This is a genomic window from Amycolatopsis bartoniae, from assembly GCF_014191255.1.
Classification (GTDB): domain Bacteria; phylum Actinomycetota; class Actinomycetes; order Mycobacteriales; family Pseudonocardiaceae; genus Amycolatopsis_E; species Amycolatopsis_E bartoniae.
This window is the reverse complement of sequence record NZ_JACHWH010000002.1, coordinates 506,154-522,369: the sequence shown is the minus strand read 5'-3', so window position 1 is coordinate 522,369 and position 16,216 is coordinate 506,154. Positions and strand designations below refer to the sequence as shown.

Below are 16,216 nucleotides of genomic sequence, written 5' to 3'. Positions count from 1 at the left end.
TGTCCTCGTGACCTGTCTGGTGTCACAGCGCACCTGACCGCGAACCCAGCAGGGCCTGCACCCGCTCCAGCAGTTCCGACCAGCCGAACGGTTTCACGAGGTAGCCGTTGCCACCGGCGGCGAAACCCGCTGCCTCGTCGGCGTCGGTGGCTCGGCCGGTCACGAACAGCACCGGGGTGTCCGCGTCCCACTCGCGCAGGGTGCGGACCAGCTCCAGGCCCGTCATGCCGGGCATGTCGACATCCGTGAGCACCAGGTCCGGGCGCCGTTCCGACAGCCGCACCAGGGCCTCCGGGCCGGACGGGGCCGTCGCGACCTCGAAGCCCTCCAGTGCCAGGCCGCGGGCCAGCAGCTCGCGGAACATCGGATTGTCGTCGACGACCAGCACAGCTGAGCGTGGCTCCACTTCGGACGTTCGAGTCATGGGTTCCTCCTGTCTTGCTCCGTCACGGACACCGCCGGAAAGTCCCTTTTCGTCCCCGCGCCGGAGCCCGGTGCGGGCAGCGCGGCCCCGAGCCCGCCGGAGCGGCGCAGCTTCTGCCACCGCAACCGGGTGCCGCCCAGCGCCGTCAGCACCGACTGGATCAGCACGCCGTACATCAGCTGGCGGTACACGAGCTGTTGCAACGGAAGCAGCCACAGCGGCCGCAGTTTTTCGCCGTCCAGGCGGAACGCGTACACCGCCCCGAGGAGCTGCACCAGCAGCATCCCGAGCCACGCCGCGGCCGTGTAGACGGGGTTCAGGAAGAACATTCCGTACACCGCGAGGATGTCGATCAGCGGCGCCATCGTGGGCAGCACCACCTGGAACAACGCCAGGTGCAACAACCCCCACCGCCCGATGCGGCCCGATGCGCCCTTCTCGAACACCGCGCGACGGTGCTTCCACATCGACTGCATCGTCCCGTAGCACCAACGGTATCGCTGCATCCACAGCTGCCGCAGCTTCGACGGCGCCTCCGTCCACGCCCGCGCCCGCTCCTCGTACACCACGCGCCACCCCGCGCGGCTGAGCGCGATCGTCAGATCCGTGTCCTCGGCCAGCGTCGCGTCGCTCACGCCACCCACCTGTACGAGCGCCGAGCGCCGGAACGCGCCCACCGCGCCCGGCACGGTCAGCATGCAGCGCAGCTGGTCGTACACGCGACGGTCGATGTTGAAGCCCATCACGTACTCGATGTGCTGCCATTGAGCCAAAAGTCCCCGGCGGTTCGCGATCTTCGCGTTGCCCGCCACGGCACCGACCTCCGGATCCGCGAACGGCTGCACCAGCCTGCCCACCGTCGTCGGCTCGAACACCGTGTCGCCGTCCATCATCACGATGAGGTCGTGCCGCGCGGCGGCGATCCCGGTGTTGAGCGCGGTGGCCTTGCCCGCGTTCTCCTGCCGGATGACGCGCACCCCGAGCGCCTCCGCCAGTTCGGCCGTGTTGTCGGTGGATCCGTCGTCGACCACGATGATCTCGATCGGATGATCGCTCGCCTGGAGGGATCGGATCGTGTCCTCGATGCACTCCTTTTCGTTGTACGCGGGCACGATCACCGAGACCGGCGCGCGCACCGGCGCACCCCACGCGAAGGCACGCCGGCGCTTCTTGTGCCGCCGGGCGAACACCAGCATCAGCCCCAGCCGCCCGACGCTGAGCGCGCCGACGCCGACGAGCCCCCAGCCGAGCGCGGTGAGGAACCCGGTCGACACGTGGATCGCGCCCACCAGCACGGAACCACGGGCCTGGTCGGCCGTCGTCGCCGTGCCGTTGGCCTTCGCCAGGTTCACGGCGTCGGTCGCGGTGGTGAACGTGTAGCCCTCGGACTTCAGCAGCGGGATCAGCCTTTCCAGCAGCTGCACGGTTTTGCTGCGATCGCCGCCGGCGTCGTGCATGAGGATCACCGCGCCGTCACCGTTCTCGGGCGTGGCGTTGGCCAGCATCTGGTCCACCGACAGGTCGGTCTGCCAGTCCTCGCTGTCGAGGTCGGTCAGCACGGTGACGTAACCGAGGTCGCCGAGCTTCTGGATCTCCGCGTAGTCCTGGTTGTCCAGCGCCTTCGGCGTCGCCGAGTACGGCGGGCGCACGATGTTCGAGGTGATGTCCGCGGCGCCCGCCAGCGCCAGCTGGGACTCGGACAGCTCCAGCTGCACGCGTTCGTCGGACACCTTCGTCAGGTCCGGGTGGGTGAACGTGTGGACGCCGACCTCGGAACCGCTGTCGACCACGTCCTGCATGATGCCGGAGTACTTCGCGACCTGCGTGCCGACCTCGAAGAACGTGCCGACGACACCGTTTTCCTTGAGCACCGACAGGATCTGCTCGGTCCACTCGGAGCTTGGCCCGTCGTCGAAGGTCAGCACCACCGTCTTGTCCGGGATCTCGTAGGACACCACGGAATCGCCGGTGGCGTCGATGATCGAGCCGCCGTTGAGGATGGACGACGGGACGTTGGAAGCGCTCCCACTGGCGTCGGCGTCCGCGTCGTTGCCGATGTCCGCGTTCGCGATGCCCGCCACGGCGAGCAGGCACGCCAGCAGCACGGTCACGATCCCGGCGAGGACCCAACGCGGCGCGCGGCGCAGTCCCGTCAGCGCACGGCCCTTCACGCCGACGTGGTGGTGGTAGGGCTGGAAGCGCTGACGCTCGGCGAAACCCCTCCGGCGGTCACACTGAGCACGAGCGCGAGGACGAACACCACGGACGCCAGCGCCACCCCGCACAGGGCCAGGCGCAGCCACAGCAGGCGGCGGCCGCTGCTGTCGACGAAAACCGGGTCGTCGGCGGCGACGGGCAGGGTGCCCTGGTGCGGTTCCCACACCTCGGTGCGCGTTCGGAGCACGTCAGGTCCTTTCAGGCGATCTTCTGGAACAGGGAGGTGAACTCGTAGGCGGTCTGCGAGACGCCGCTGCAGGTGCCGCTGGTGGTCGTGGTGCCGGCGCAGTCGCCGTTGTCGCGGTTGAGGGACCAGAACCCGGCGAACGCGAGGTCGCGGTCGGCGACGGCGTCGAGCACGGTCTGGGCGACGCTCGTGGTGGTGACCTCGCCGGTGTCGTTCTGCCCGATCATCAGGGTGGCGCCGAGCATCCGGTGGGCGCCCTCGTCGTCGAGGTCCGTCCACACGCGACGGATTTGCGCGGTCACGGTGTCCAGACTCTGGACGAGCGAGGTGGCCCAGTCGCCGGTGGTGGCGAAGTTCATCAGCATCGCGTTGACCGTCACGTCGAGGTCCGCTGCCTGCGCGGCCTGCAACAGCTGCACACCGGAGTCGGTGAGCCCGCTGGACTCGACCTTGAGCGTGAGCATGATTTTGGTGCCCCGCTCGTCCTGCAGCTGCTTGAGCGCCTGCACGACGGTGTTCACGGGAATGTCCTGCTCGATGTCCAGATCGAGCGAGTTCGTGCCGAGAGTGTCCAGAGTGGACTCGTACGCGGCCTTCAACGCGGTGGCGTCCGTGCAGGCGTTTTCCAGGTAGGTTCCGTTCGCGCCGCCGGTGGCGACGGTCACGTTCCCGCTCGCGGCTTTGATCTGCTGCAGCAACTCGGGATCGGTGAGGGCCTTCGTGCCGCCCCACGTCGGGGTGCACGTGGTGCCGCTCGCCAGCACGAACGCGAGCACGAAGTCCTTCTGGCCCGTGCTGGCGGCGACCTCGTCGAGCGCGGGATGCGTCCCCGTGACGTCGACGTACGGCGCGAAGGTGGTGCCCTGCTTGGAGTTCGAGCCGGAGCAGGCGGTGACCAGCAGCAGTGCCGCGAGCAGCACGAGGGCCAGGCGTCGTCTCATGAGGACAGTCAAGACGCGAAAACTGGGAGGACCCTGTACGTCACCGAGGAATAACGTCAGTCCACCGGTAACAGGCCCGTGATCCCGCGCACTTCCGCGTGAAGGGGAAGGAGGATCCGGAACGTCGCGCCCTTGCCCGGCGCGGTGTCCACTTCGGCCCGCCCGCCGTGGGCCGCGGCCAGTGCGGCCACGATCGCGAGGCCCAGTCCCGAGCCGCCGCTGCTGCGAGCACGGGAGACGTCCGCCCGGTAGAACCGCTCGAACAGCCGGGCGGCGTCCTGTTCGGACAGTCCAGGACCGTCGTCGGCGACCTCCAGCACGGCGAAACCGCTCCCGTCCGTGCGCACGCGCAGGGTGACCGAGGTTCCCGGCGGGGTGTGGGCGAACGCGTTGCCGACCAGGTTCGTGAAGATCTGCCGGAGGCGGTGCTCGTCACCACGCACCACGGCGGGACCGCCGGCGCAGTCGACGTCGAGCGACACCGTGCGGTCCGGGGCGAGCGCCCTGGCGTCCTGCACGGCGTCCACGGCGAGGTCGACCAGGTCCACCGGGGCGAGGCGCAGCTCGGGCTCGGCGTCGAGCCGCGCGAGCAGCAGCAGGTCCTCCACCAGCCGGCCGAGCCGGATCGACTCCGACTCGATGCGGTTCATGATCCGGGGCACCTCACCGGCCGCGCCGCGCCGGTACAGCTCGGCGAACCCGCGGATCGACGCCAGCGGCGTGCGCAGCTCGTGGCTGGCGTCGGCGATGAAGCGGCGCATGCGTTCCTCGGAGCGGCGGGCATCGGCCTCCGACTCGCGCTGCGCGCGGAACGACGTCTCGATGCGGTCGAGCATGCTGTTGAACGCGAGGCCGAGTTTCCCGACCTCCGTGCGGCTGTCCCGCTCCGGCACGCGGTGGGACAGGTCGCCCGCCACGACGGCCGCCGCGGTCTGCTCGACCTCCGACAGTGGGCGGAGGCTGCGCCGCACCAGCCACCAGGCGAGGACCGCGAACAGCAGCAGCACGAACCCGCCGACGAACAGGTACAGCCACGACAACCGGCTCAGCGTGGAGTCGACCTGATCCAGGCTGCTGGCGACGAACACCGAGGAACCGCCGTCGGGGGAGACCGTGGCGAGCACCCGCCACTGCCCGTCCGCCCCGCCCGCCGAGTCCACGGTGAACAGCGGATCGGCCAACCCCCGCACCTGGTCGACGGTCAGCGACGGCAGCGCGGGGGTGATCGCGTGCTGGAACGGCGCGGAGATCACGTTCGTGACGTGCCCGGACGCGTCGGTCACCACGACGACGAAGTCACTCGGCAGGTGCGGTCCCGCGTCGGGTGGCTTGCCCGCGAGGTCGCTCGCGGCACGCGCCAGCTGCCGCAGCCGGTCGTCGACGCCGTCCAGCAGGTACGAACGCAGGGCGGCGGACGACGTGAAGGCGACTGCCACCAGCGCGAGCAGGATCAACGCGAGCAGCAGGAGCACGAGCGTGGTCCGCAGCGGCAGGCGCGCGGTGACCGCGCGCAGCCGGATGCGGAGGCGCGTCATGTCCGCGGCGGCCGAAGCTGGTAGCCGACGCCGCGCACGGTGCGCAGCAGCCGGGGCTCGGTCGTGTCGATCTTGCGGCGCAGGTACGACACGTACGACTCGATGACGCTGTTGTTTCCGCTGAAGTCGAACTGCCACACGCCTTCGAGGATCTGCTGCTTCGACAGCACGCGCCCGGCGTTCAGCATGAAGTACCGCAGCAGGCGGAACTCCGTCGGCGACAGCTCCACCGGCTGCCCGGCCTTGAACACTTCGTGCGAGCCCTCGTCGAGCTCGATGTCGGCGACGGCCAGCCGCGGTGGGCGGGTGTCGCGGGGATCGGTCCGGCGCAGCACCGCCTCGATGCGCGCGACCAGTTCGTCCAGACTGAAAGGCTTGGTGACGTAGTCGTCCCCGCCCAGCGACAGGCCGGTGACCTTGTCCTCGGGCGCGTCGCGGGCGCTGAGGAACAGCACGGGCGCGCGCATCCCCTCGGCACGCAGCCGCCGCACCACACCGAACCCGTCGAGCCCGGGCAGCATCACGTCGAGCACCAGCAGGTCCGGCCGGTGGCGGCGGGCCTGCGTGAGTGCGGACGGGCCGTCGTCGGCGGTGGTCACCTCGAACCCGGCGAACCGCAGGCTGCCCGCGAGCAGCTCCACCATGTTCGGTTCGTCGTCGACCACCAGTAGCCGTGCCTGCCGTCGCACTCCCCGCACTCCCTTCCGCGCCCCGTTCCCGCAGCGTGCCGGGCGAAGTTGGCAGGGGCTTGGGTGCGAGCTGAGCGTGCGCTGTGAAAGTGCTCAGCGGCGGATGCTCTGCGGTGGGCCGAAGTAGCTCGGCCGCAGGCCGCCGGTGTTCACGACGAGTTTCTGCACGACCACGGTCGGATCGACCATCCAGACCTTGAGCGTGTGCGTCCCGGCGCCGACGACGTGGCGGGTGGTGGTGACGTTGACGTTGTCGGAGGTGTTGCGTTCCCACTGGCGGTTCATCGTCGTGTCGTTCGCCGCGCCGATGATGTCCACCACCTGGGGAGTCTCGTCGTCGATCGAGATCGCATAGCACAGGCCCGCGCCGGGCAGGGTGTCGTTGCGCGGGGACAGGTAGGCCAGCACGTCCACCGGGCCCGCGGTCGACAGCGTCATGGTGTACTCCAGCCGCGGTCCCAGCGCCTGCCTGGGCGCGGTCACTGGGAACGGTTCCATGCCCGCACCCTCGCGGCCGAGGCCGGGAATCCGCTCCCACCGCACGCCGTTCGCCGCGACCGCGCGGGTGTACTGGTCGGCCTGCATCGACACGTAGCCGTTGGCCTCGACGAAGCCCTTCGGCTCGCCCACCGGGTTGTCGAGCACGGCCTGCACCGTGACGCTGTTGCCGTTGCCCGTGACCGTGATCGGCACCGTCGTCCGGCCCCGCGGCGCCCGCGTCCAGTCGACCGAGACCGTGACGCGCGTCTGGTCGGTGATCACTCCGGCGGGCCGGTCCACCCGCAGCCAGGGCACGCCGGTCCGCACGGTGTACGCGAACGGGACCGAGCCGCGGTTGAACACGTCGATGTACTGCGGCGGCTGGCTCTGGTAGGGGCTGAACGTGGGCAACACGGCGGCCGACGGCTCGGCGGGCCACCACTTGTCCGACCCGTCGATCGCCACCCCCAGCTCGGGTCGATCGGGTAGCTGGATCCGTTGCACGGCCGGGAAAACCTCGTCCGGCAGGGCTTCGTTGTCCTTCTCCGGCTGCTGCCAGCCCGCGTTCGGGCCGTATCGTGCGACGTCGCCGTAGCCGATCTTCGGCTGCGTCTGGAAACCACGCCACTTCCCGCCCGCGAGGACGTTGTTGTAGTAGTCCGACATCGCCTGGTCCTCGGCGAAACGGGCGTCGGTCTCGTCGGCGAGGCGGTTCGTCGCCGCGCGGCCTTGCCCGGCGTACAGCAGGTTCGTGAACTCGGCCCGCCGCAGCGCGTACAGGTTCGCGGTCGCCTTCACCTCGTAGTAGACGAGTTCGTAGTACGCGTCCTGGTACTCCGGCGGCAGCTTGATCCGCTCCGCCTGTGTCGCGAGGCGCTGCCACTCGGCGGTGACCCGGTCCAGTTCGTCGTAGTCGGTCAGGCTGAACGGGGTCGCCTGGTCGTCGTAGACCACGTCACCGTTCGCGTTTGTGGTGATGCGCCGGTTCAGCAGCTCCGGCTTGCGGCGCGACTGCAGGATCCCGTACGTGTGCAGCACCTCGGCGATCGCGCCCGCCTGCTGCGTGCCGAAGTTCTCCGCGGCGTACCGGCGTTCCCACTCGCCGAGCCGGGACACCGGCCAGCGGTCCGGGTTCCACGCGTAGTCCAGGAAGAACTGCGTGGGCAGCTCGTCGTTCTTGAGGTCGCCCACGTTGACCGTCCACAGCCGGTTCACGCCGTAGCGGTACGCCTGGTTCAGCTGGTCCCAGATGTTCGCCAGCTGGTTCGCGTCCACCCATTTGTAGTTGCGGCCGCCACCCACGTAGTCGAAGTGGTAGTACAGCCCGTAACCGCCGCTTCGGGGTGGCAGCGCCGGATCGGGCAGCTTGCGGAGGTTGCCCCAGTTGTCGTCGGAGAACACGACGGTGACGTCGTCGGGCGGGCGCAGGCCCTCGTCCCAGTACCGCTGCACCTCCTTGTACATCGTCATCACCTGCGGGATGGTGGTGACGTCCTTTCCGGACACTTCGCCGAGGATCTTCCTTTGGTCGTCCAGGATCTGCTGCATCAGGTCGATGCCGGCGCCGTCCGGCAGGCTCGTGTCGCCGTTGCCGCGCATGCCGAGCGTGACCACGCCCTCGAAGTCCTCGTCGGTCATCCGCCGGATGCCGTCGGCCCAGTACCGCTCGATCGCGTCGCGGTTGCGGACGAAGCTCCACTCGCCGTTGCCGCCATACGCGTACGGATGGCGGTTCCACTCCTCGATCCCGCGCATCATCGGCGCTTCGTGCGAGGTTCCCATGATCACCCCGTACGCCTTGGCGGTCGCGTGGTTGCGTGGGTCGTCTTCGGCGAAGGCGCGGCCCCACACCGCGGGCCAGAGGTAGTTCGCCTTGAGCCGCAACATCGTTTCGAAGACGCGCGCGTAGAACGCCGAGTTGAAGCCGTTCGGGTAACCGGGTGCGAGACCGGGGCCGAACTGACCCGGCTCCCAGCGGCCGAGCGCCGGGTTCTCGTCGTTGATGAAGAAACCGCGGTACTTCACCGCGGGCGTGCCCTGGCTGTGCGCTCCGGGCAGGACGTACAGCGCGTCGCGGTGCGGCGCGGGCACGTCGTCCCACCAGTACCAGGGGGAGACGCCGATCTGCCGCGACACCTCGTAGCTGCCGTAGATCGTGCCGCGCTGGTCGCTGCCCACGAGGACGAGTGCACGCCGCACGCCGGGCAGCGGATGCTCGACGACCTGCTGCAGCGACGTCTCCCACTTCCCGGCGATGCCCGACACGTCGAGCTTCCCCGACGCCACCAGGCCGTCGATGAGCGGGCTGCGGCCGAGCGTGCCGATCAGCACGACCTCCGGCGCGGCGGGCACCGTGTCCACCGACAACACGGGCCGCGTGCCGGTGACTCGCTGCAGATCCGCCTGCAGGTCGCCGGCGACGCGCGTGACGCCCGGCCAGTCGCTGCCGCTCACGACCAGCGGCGCGACCGACCCGCGGGCTGCCAGGGGAAACCGGCTCGGTCCCGGCGCGGAGACGACAAACTCCTCGGTGGGAGCGCTCCCGGCAGTGGCGGGGGCAGGAGCGCTGACCGCGGTGAGCGCGAAAGCGAGCGAAGCCAGCACGGCGAGGATTCTGCGCATCGGCGATCTCCGTTGATCCGAAACTTTTCGATAATCGTTTCCCGAGCGGTCTCCCAGTGTGCTGTTCTTGACGCGAAAAGTAAACCCGTTCTACTGTCACCGGGCAGCCTGATTCCGTTCGAAATGTTTCGACAATTTCCGGAGCCCTCATGCGTAGAATCCTCGCCATTGTCGTCGGGATACTCGTACTACTCACCGCACCGGCCGCCGCCGCGTCGCCACCGACGCTGCGGACGCTGGCCGCCCGGCACGACCTCCGCATCGGCACCGCGGTCGACATGTCGGCGCTCGCGGACGACGCGGTCTACCGGCAGCGGGTCGGCAGCGAGTTCTCCACCGTGACCCCGGAGAACGTGATGAAGTGGGAGGTGCTCGAACCGCAGCGCGGCCAGTACGACTGGAGCGCGGCCGACCGGCTGGTGGGCTTCGCCCGGCAGCACGGGCAGGCGGTGCGCGGGCACGTGCTGGTGTGGCACAACCAGCTGCCCGCGTGGCTGACGGCCACCGACTTCTCCGCCGACGAGCTGCGCGCGATCCTGCGGCAGCACATCTTCGACACCGTCGGTCACTTCCGCGGCCGGATCTGGCAGTGGGACGTGGTGAACGAGGCGTTCAACGAGGACGGCACGCTGCGCGACACGATCTGGCTGCGCACACTGGGCCCCGGCTACATCGCGGACGCGTTCCGCTGGGCGCACCAGGCCGACCCGAACGCGAAACTGTTCTACAACGACTACAACATCGAGGACGTCAACGCGAAGAGCGACGCCGTGTACGCACTGGTGCGGGACCTGCGCAGGCAGGGCGTGCCGATCGACGGCGTCGGCGTCCAGGCACACCTCACGGTCGACGCGGCACCCACGACACTGCGCCAGAACCTGTGGCGGTTCGACCGGCTCGGCCTCGACACGGCGATCACGGAAGCCGACGTACGCATGGTGATGCCCCCCGACGCCGCGAAACTCCAGGCGCAGGCGGACGTCTACCGCGGCGTCCTCGGCGACTGCCTCGCCACGAGGCACTGCATCTCGTTCACCGTCTGGGGTTTCACCGACAAGTACTCGTGGGTGCCGGGCACCTTCACCGGCGAGGGCGCGGCGAACCTGCTGGACGAGAACTTCCGGCCGAAACCGGCCTATGACGCGGTGCGGGCGGAGCTGGCGGCGAGGTCGGTGGCACGAGAAGCCGCCTGACCCCCTCCGCACCGGGGCGGGCCCGGCGTGCGGCAAGTCCCTTCCGGGCCACGCCGGGCCCAGCCGCTTTCCCTACCCCCAGCAGGGAAACCGGAACGCCTCGACGGTAGCGACCGCTTTCGCACTCCGCTGCGGGGAAACGTTGTGAGCGAGTGCAACTTTCGTTGCTGCCACAACCCACTTGCCGGGCTGTCGGGGAGCGGGACGTGCATGGTTGGTTCGGACCATGCAACCAGCCCGCCTCGCCGTGCCCGGTATCGCGCTCCTCACCGGGGTGCTGCTGCTGGTCGCGAGCCGCAACTACGGCTACTTCTTCGACGAGGCGTACTTCGTCGTCGCGGGCCACGACCACCTCGCGTGGGGCTACTTCGACCAGCCACCACTGGTTCCGGCGCTCGCCGGGCTCGCGCAGCAGCTGTTCCCCGGTTCGCTGGTCGCGCTGCGGCTGCCCGTCACGCTCGCCGGCGCCGCGGGGGTGTGGCTGGCCGGGATGACGGCGAAGGAGCTGGGCGGCCGCGTGCCCGCGCAGGTTCTCGCCGCCACCGCGTACGCGCTTTCCGGCGCGGTCCGGGTCGCGCACTGGCTCGCAACCTACTCGCTCGACCCGTTCTTCTGGACGCTCATCCTGTGGCTGGTCGTGCGGTGGACCCGGCGGCGGGACGACCGCCTGTTGCTCGCCGCGGGCGTGGTGACCGCGTTCTCCCTGGAGACGAAGTTCCTCGTGCCCGCACTGTGGGCCGCGCTGGCCGTCACGTCGCTGCTGTTCGGTCCCCGCGAGCTGCTGCGCAGGCCCCTGCTGTGGGTGGGCGGGCTGATCGCCGTGCTCGCCACCGTGCCGACGCTCGTCTGGCAGGCGACGCACGGCTGGCCCTACACACACATGCAGCAGGTGGTCGCCGCGGAGTTTCCCGGGCTGGGCGGCTACCTGTGGGACGGGCTGGCGGGCGCGGGGCTGCTCGCGGGGTTGCCACTGCTGTTGTTCGGGCTCGGCTGGCTGCTGCGCTCCCGCGAATATCGCTTCCTCGGCGTCACCGTGCTCGGGCTGGTCGTCGCGTTCGCCGTGACGTCCGGCCGGTCCTACTACCTGTTCAGCCTCTACTCGGTGCCGTTCGCGGCGGCCGCGGTGGGACTGCAGGAGATCCGGTGGCCGCGCGTGCTGAAATGGAGTGGGGCGCTGGTGCTCGCCGCCTCGGTGGTGAACGCGCTGTTGAGCATTCCCGTCTACCCCAAGGCGGTCGCGCAGCGGCTGCCGGACGTCCCGTTCACCGTGACGGCGAAGACCTACGTCGAGGCCGATGGCCTGCTGGTGCCGCTGGCCCAGCAGATCGACCAGACCTACCTTGCGTTGCCGCCCGAACTCCGTGCACACACAGCGGTGCTCACCGACTCGTACGTGTTCGCCGCGGGAGTGGACATGTTCGGCGCCGCGGTGCCACGTGCCTACAGCGGCCACCGCGGCTACTACTACTTCGGGAAGCCACCGGAACAGGACGACACCGTGTTGTTCTTCGGCACCCAGAACCCCGCACTGCAGAAGGCTTTCACCAGTGCACAACCGATCGTGCCCGACTTCGCGACCCTCTACACAGGACGGACAGTGTCGTGGGAACAGCTGTGGCCCCGGTTACGGACGCAGTAGGTCCGCCTCGTGCGCCAGCAACCCCGCCTGCGTGCGGTTCGCGCAACCCAGCTTGACCAGCATGCGCGAGACGTAGCTCTTCACCGTCGCCTCGGACAGGTGCAGCTTCGCCGCTATGTCCGCATTGGACAGTCCGTAACCCAGGCAGGCCAGTACGTCCACCTCGCGCTCGGTGAGACCGACGAGGCGTCGTCGCGCCTCCTCGGTGCGTCTGCGGACGTCTCCGGAAGCAGCCACCAGCCGCCGCGCCGCTTCGGGGGACAGCACGGTGTGCCCGTCCGCCGCCACCCGGACGAGCCCGATCAGGTCCTCCGGTGGCGTGGACTTCACCAGGAATCCCGACGCCCCCGCCTGCAACGCCCGCAGCACGTAGGAGTCGGCGTCGAACGTGGTCAGCGCGACGACGGCCGGCGGCTCGGGCAGCTTCGTGATCCACTCGATCGCCGTCAGTCCGTCGACTCCGGGCATCCGCAGGTCCATCAGCACCACGTGCGGCCGGTGGCGCACCACGGCCTCGACCGCCTCGGCCCCGTCCTGTGCCTGCCCCGCGACCGTGATGTCCTCGGCGGACTCCAGGATCGTGCGCAGGTGCGCGAGCACCATCGGCTCGTCGTCGACGAGGACGAGGCGGATCATCTCACCGGCTTTCCGTGGTGGTCACGTACGCCGGAAGTATCGCACTGACGGCGAAGCCGCCCTCGCCGGTCGGACCGCTGTGTAGGGTGCCGCCGACCAGCTCCACCCGCTGCCCGAGCCCGTCGAGCCCGCTGCCGCCGCCGGTCAGCGCCGGGTCGGGCGCTGCCGTGGCCGCGGTGTTGGTCACGCGGACCTCCACACCTGTTGCGGTGTAACGCAGTTCGACCTTCGCCCGCGCGCCCGGCGCGTGCTTGCGGACGTTGGTGAGCGCCTCCTGCACCACCCGGAACACCGTCCGCGCGACGGTGGGAGCGATCCCAGCCGGGTCGCCCTCGGTGATCAGCTCCACCGGCACGCCCACCGACTCCGACTCGGCCACGAGCGTCGCGACGTCCGGCACGGACACCGGCCGGTCCTGCCTGGTGACCTGCCCGTCGCTGCGCAACACACCCACGAGGTCACGCAGCTCCCGCAGGGCGTGCGCGCCGGACTCGCGGATGTCCTCCGCCGCCGCCCGCACCGACTGCTCACCGGAGGTCAGCCGCAGCGCGCCCGCCTGCAACACGATCAGGCTCAGCCTGTGCGTGACCACGTCGTGCATCTCCGCGGCGAGCCGGCGGCGTTCCTCCGCACGGGCCTGCTCGGCCAGCAGGTGCCGTTCGCGTTCGGCGCGTTCGGCCCGCTCCCGCAACGAACGCAGCAGCTGCCGCCGGGCGTCGAAGTACAGCGTCGCGAGCGCGGGACCGGCGGTGCTCAGCAGCCCCACCGGCGTGACCAGCCAGCTCGGCCGCCACCACTGCCCGGCGACGACGGCGAGCACCGCCACCACGGCCAGCGCGAACCGCCGGTCGGCGCGCAGAACCAGCACGATGATCACGACCGGCGTCGCGCGTGGCACGGTGACCGGGCTGAGCGAGTGCTGGTCGATCCCGAGCAGCGCCACGGACACCGCCACCGTCAGCGCGGCGACCGCGCGGGGGAAGCGGCCGAGCAGGGGCAGCGAGCAGTCGACGAGCAGCAGCAGCGGGAGGTCCGGACCGGGACGCCCCGCCAGCGCGACGTCGAGCAGCGCGAACAGCCCGCCCGCCGCGACGAGGCTGAGCACCTCCCGGCGCCGCATCGCGGCTACTGCTGGTAGTGCTCGACCTCGTTGACGGGGCGCACCTCGGCGTCGTTCTCGTTCTCGCCGAACTCGCGGCGGGCGCGGCGCTGGCGCAGCAGGTCCCAGCACTGGTCCAGCTGCTCCTCGATCTGCCGGACACGCGCGCGGTCGGCGTCCTCCAGGCCGCTGCCGGTCGCCTTCTCGCGGAGCTCGTGCTCCTCGGCGATCAGCGCGTCGATGTTGCCGATGATGTCCTTCTCCGTCACGCGCTCACCGTACCCCGGGCGCGCGGGGGTTGCGCGCGACCTGCGCGGGTAGTCCTGCGGGCGGAAGGAGGGCGCATGTCTGCTCTGCACGAGCTGAAGGACCAGGCCCGGGCCTACCGCGACGGCGAGGACCGGCCGCTCGGTGGCTATGTCGCGGTGATGTCGGTGTACGGGGTGCTCGTCGCCATCGCGTCGGCGGTCGCCGCGCTGACCGGCAGGAAGCTGCCGGCGAAGGTGGCCAAGGAAGACCTGGTGGTGGTCGCACTGGGCACGCACAAGTTGTCCAGGACACTGACCAAGGACGCCGTCACCAGCCCGTTGCGGGCCCCGTTCACCCGGTACTCCGGAGCGGGCGGCCCCGCGGAGGTGATGGAGGAGGTCCGTAAACCCAGCGGGGTGCGGCACAGCCTGGGGGAGCTGTTGTCGTGTCCGTTCTGCCTCGACATGTGGGTCGTGACGGCGTTCACGTTCGGCCTGCTGTTCGCGCCACGCGTGACCCGGCTGGTGGCCGGCGCGTTCGCGGCGCTGACCGGGGCGGACTTCCTGCAGTTGGCGTACGCGAAGGCACAGCAGCTCGCGGAGAAGGGGTGACGATGACCGACGTGATCGAGCGCGGGACCACGGCGACTTTCGGTGAGGCGGACGAGGCGATCGTGTCCGCGCGGCGGGCTTTCGCCGTGTGGTCGCGCACTCCCGCCGCCGAGCGCGCCGCGGTGCTGAAGGCCGCGGCGGCGCGGCTGCGGGCGCGGATCGACGAGCTGGCCGAGCTGAACTTCCAGGAGACCGGCAAGCTGCTCGACGAGGCCAAGGGCGGGATCGAGGCCGGGGCGGGCACGCTGGAGCAGTACGCGGAGCTCGGGCCGACGCACCGCGGCCGCAGCCTGCAGGGCGGCTGGGGCGCGACGGACGTGATGGTGCCCGAGGCGCGGGGCGTGGTGGTCGCGCTGACGCCATGGAACGACCCGGTCGCGGTGGCGTGCGGACTGCTCGGCGCGGCGTTGGCGACGGGGAACACGGTGGTGCACAAGCCGAGCGAGCGCTGCCCGCGGGTGGGAGCGCTCCTGACGGAGATCCTGGCCGAGGAGCTGCCCGAGGGCGTGCTGCGGTGCGTGTCCGGTGACGGGCGGGTCGGCGCGCAGCTGGCCGCGCACCCGGACGCCGACCTGATCGCGCACGTCGGCAGCACCGCGACCGGCCGCTCGATCGCGGCGGCCGCGGCGACGACGGGGGCCAAGGTGCTGCTGGAGAACGGCGGCAACGACCCGTTGATCGTGGACGACGACGTCGACCCGCGGTGGGCGGCGGAGCAGGCGGCGCTGGGCTCGTTCGCGAACGCCGGGCAGATCTGCGTGTCGGTGGAACGGATCTACGTGCCGCGCGCGATCGCGGACGAGTTCCTGGACGCACTGGTCGCCGAGGCCCGCAAGCGCCCGGACGAGGTGCCGCTCGCGCGGCTGGTCGACGAGCGGCTGCGGGACGAGGTGCACGCCCAGGTGACGGAGGCGGTCGCCGACGGCGCCCGGCTGCTGACCGGAGGCGAGCCGGGGGAGGGTTCGTTCTACCCGGCGACAGTGCTGACGGACTGCGAGCCGACGATGCGGATCCTGCGGGAGGAGACCTTCGGCCCCGTCGCGCCGGTCCGCGTGGTCGACGACTTCGACCAGGCGCTGCGGGAAGCGTGCGACGACAGGTACGGGTTGGCGGCGACAGTGCTGACGAGCTCGATGGAGCACGCGCAGCGGGCGTGGCGTGAGCTGCCCGTGGGGACGGTCAAGGTGAACGCCGTGTTCGGCGGCGCCCCCGGCGGCGCGGCCCAGCCGCACGGCGCGAGCGGCGAGGGCTTCGGTTACGGCCCGGAGCTGCTGGACGAGATGACGCGCATGAAGGTCGTACACCTGGAACCCGCGCCCCGGTGAGCTTCGCGGTGGCCGGGGTCGAGGCCCCGGCCACCGCGGCGCCGGTTGGGTCGCGCCCCGGCCACACGCCCGGCCCCCGCGCGGGGGCCGCCGCCGTCAGGGGCGCTGGCTTGGGTCGCGCCCCGGCTACTGGCTGGGCATGTTCGCACCCGCGAGTTGCATCGCGAAGCGGCCCGGCCACCTGGCGGCCCTGGTTGCGGCGCCATCTCGATAAGCGTGCGGGTTGCTGCGGTCACACGCCCGGCCGCCGTCACTGGCTTGGCTCGCGCCCCCGGCTACTGGCTGGGCAGCGTTCGCGCCCGCGGGCCGCACCGCGAAGCGGCCCGGCTACCCGGTGGCCCGGGTTGCGCGCCACGTCGATAAGCGTGC

At 70.6% G+C, this 16,216-nt stretch carries 14 protein-coding genes; 4 read left to right on the top strand and 10 right to left on the bottom strand.

What is annotated here, in order from left to right; genetic code table 11:
- Nucleotides 1-22: 22 nt before the first annotated feature.
- The 7 genes from FHX82_RS14370 to FHX82_RS14340 all read right to left on the bottom strand — a co-directional run bounded on the left by FHX82_RS14370 (nt 23) and on the right by FHX82_RS14340 (nt 9,095).
- Nucleotides 23-424 (bottom strand): response regulator transcription factor, encoded by a 402-nt coding sequence (locus tag FHX82_RS14370; protein WP_145936844.1) that lies wholly within the window; start codon nt 422-424, stop codon nt 23-25.
- Nucleotides 421-2,595, bottom strand: a complete 2,175-nt coding sequence (locus tag FHX82_RS14365; RefSeq protein ID WP_229880899.1) for a bifunctional polysaccharide deacetylase/glycosyltransferase family 2 protein — start codon at nt 2,593-2,595, stop codon at nt 421-423. The genes FHX82_RS14370 and FHX82_RS14365 overlap by 4 nt, the downstream gene beginning before the upstream one ends.
- Nucleotides 2,592-2,828 carry a hypothetical protein gene (locus FHX82_RS14360; protein ID WP_145936843.1) on the bottom strand — a complete coding sequence of 79 codons (237 nt, stop codon included), beginning with the start codon at nt 2,826-2,828 and terminating at the stop codon, nt 2,592-2,594. Before FHX82_RS14360 ends, FHX82_RS14365 begins: the two co-directional genes overlap by 4 nt.
- Nucleotides 2,829-2,839: 11 nt before the next feature.
- A complete protein-coding gene (locus FHX82_RS14355; protein WP_145936842.1) occupies nt 2,840-3,769 on the bottom strand; it encodes a glycoside hydrolase family 18 protein in 930 nt (309 codons plus the stop codon).
- A gap of 56 nt (nt 3,770-3,825) precedes the next feature.
- Complete coding sequence (locus FHX82_RS14350) at nt 3,826-5,304, bottom strand: sensor histidine kinase (RefSeq protein ID WP_145936841.1); 1,479 nt, start codon at nt 5,302-5,304, stop codon at nt 3,826-3,828.
- Nucleotides 5,301-5,993, bottom strand: a complete 693-nt coding sequence (locus FHX82_RS14345) for a response regulator transcription factor (protein ID WP_261377200.1) — start codon at nt 5,991-5,993, stop codon at nt 5,301-5,303. The genes FHX82_RS14350 and FHX82_RS14345 overlap by 4 nt, the downstream gene beginning before the upstream one ends.
- 93 nt (nt 5,994-6,086) lie before the next feature.
- Nucleotides 6,087-9,095: a glycosyl hydrolase 115 family protein gene (locus tag FHX82_RS14340; protein ID WP_145936839.1), complete on the bottom strand. Its 3,009-nt coding sequence runs from the start codon at nt 9,093-9,095 to the stop codon at nt 6,087-6,089.
- Between the two features lie 149 nt (nt 9,096-9,244).
- Between FHX82_RS14340 and FHX82_RS14335 the strand changes: the two genes are divergently transcribed.
- Both FHX82_RS14335 and FHX82_RS14330 read left to right on the top strand, forming a co-directional pair.
- Nucleotides 9,245-10,288: an endo-1,4-beta-xylanase gene (locus tag FHX82_RS14335; protein WP_145936838.1), complete on the top strand. Its 1,044-nt coding sequence runs from the start codon at nt 9,245-9,247 to the stop codon at nt 10,286-10,288.
- A 226-nt stretch (nt 10,289-10,514) separates the two neighbouring features.
- Nucleotides 10,515-11,927 carry an ArnT family glycosyltransferase gene (locus FHX82_RS14330; protein WP_145936837.1) on the top strand — a complete coding sequence of 471 codons (1,413 nt, stop codon included), beginning with the start codon at nt 10,515-10,517 and terminating at the stop codon, nt 11,925-11,927.
- On the opposite strand, the gene FHX82_RS14325 is transcribed toward FHX82_RS14330, so the two are convergent.
- The 3 genes from FHX82_RS14325 to FHX82_RS14315 are packed head-to-tail and all read right to left on the bottom strand — an operon-like array spanning nt 11,913 to nt 13,931.
- Nucleotides 11,913-12,563 carry a response regulator transcription factor gene (locus FHX82_RS14325; RefSeq protein ID WP_145936836.1) on the bottom strand — a complete coding sequence of 217 codons (651 nt, stop codon included), beginning with the start codon at nt 12,561-12,563 and terminating at the stop codon, nt 11,913-11,915. The genes FHX82_RS14330 and FHX82_RS14325 overlap by 15 nt on opposite strands.
- A gap of 1 nt (nt 12,564) precedes the next feature.
- On the bottom strand, nt 12,565-13,683 hold the full coding sequence (locus tag FHX82_RS14320; RefSeq protein ID WP_145936835.1) for a sensor histidine kinase: 1,119 nt from the start codon (nt 13,681-13,683) through the stop codon (nt 12,565-12,567).
- 5 nt (nt 13,684-13,688) lie between these two features.
- Nucleotides 13,689-13,931, bottom strand: coding sequence for a DUF2630 family protein (locus FHX82_RS14315; RefSeq protein ID WP_145936834.1), 243 nt, complete (start codon nt 13,929-13,931; stop codon nt 13,689-13,691).
- Between the two features lie 75 nt (nt 13,932-14,006).
- Between FHX82_RS14315 and FHX82_RS14310 the strand changes: the two genes are divergently transcribed.
- Nucleotides 14,007-14,522 (top strand): DUF1360 domain-containing protein, encoded by a 516-nt coding sequence (locus FHX82_RS14310; RefSeq protein ID WP_145936833.1) that lies wholly within the window; start codon nt 14,007-14,009, stop codon nt 14,520-14,522.
- A 2-nt stretch (nt 14,523-14,524) separates the two neighbouring features.
- A complete protein-coding gene (locus FHX82_RS14305; protein ID WP_145936832.1) occupies nt 14,525-15,847 on the top strand; it encodes an aldehyde dehydrogenase family protein in 1,323 nt (440 codons plus the stop codon).
- The last annotated feature ends 369 nt before the right edge of the window (nt 15,848-16,216 follow it).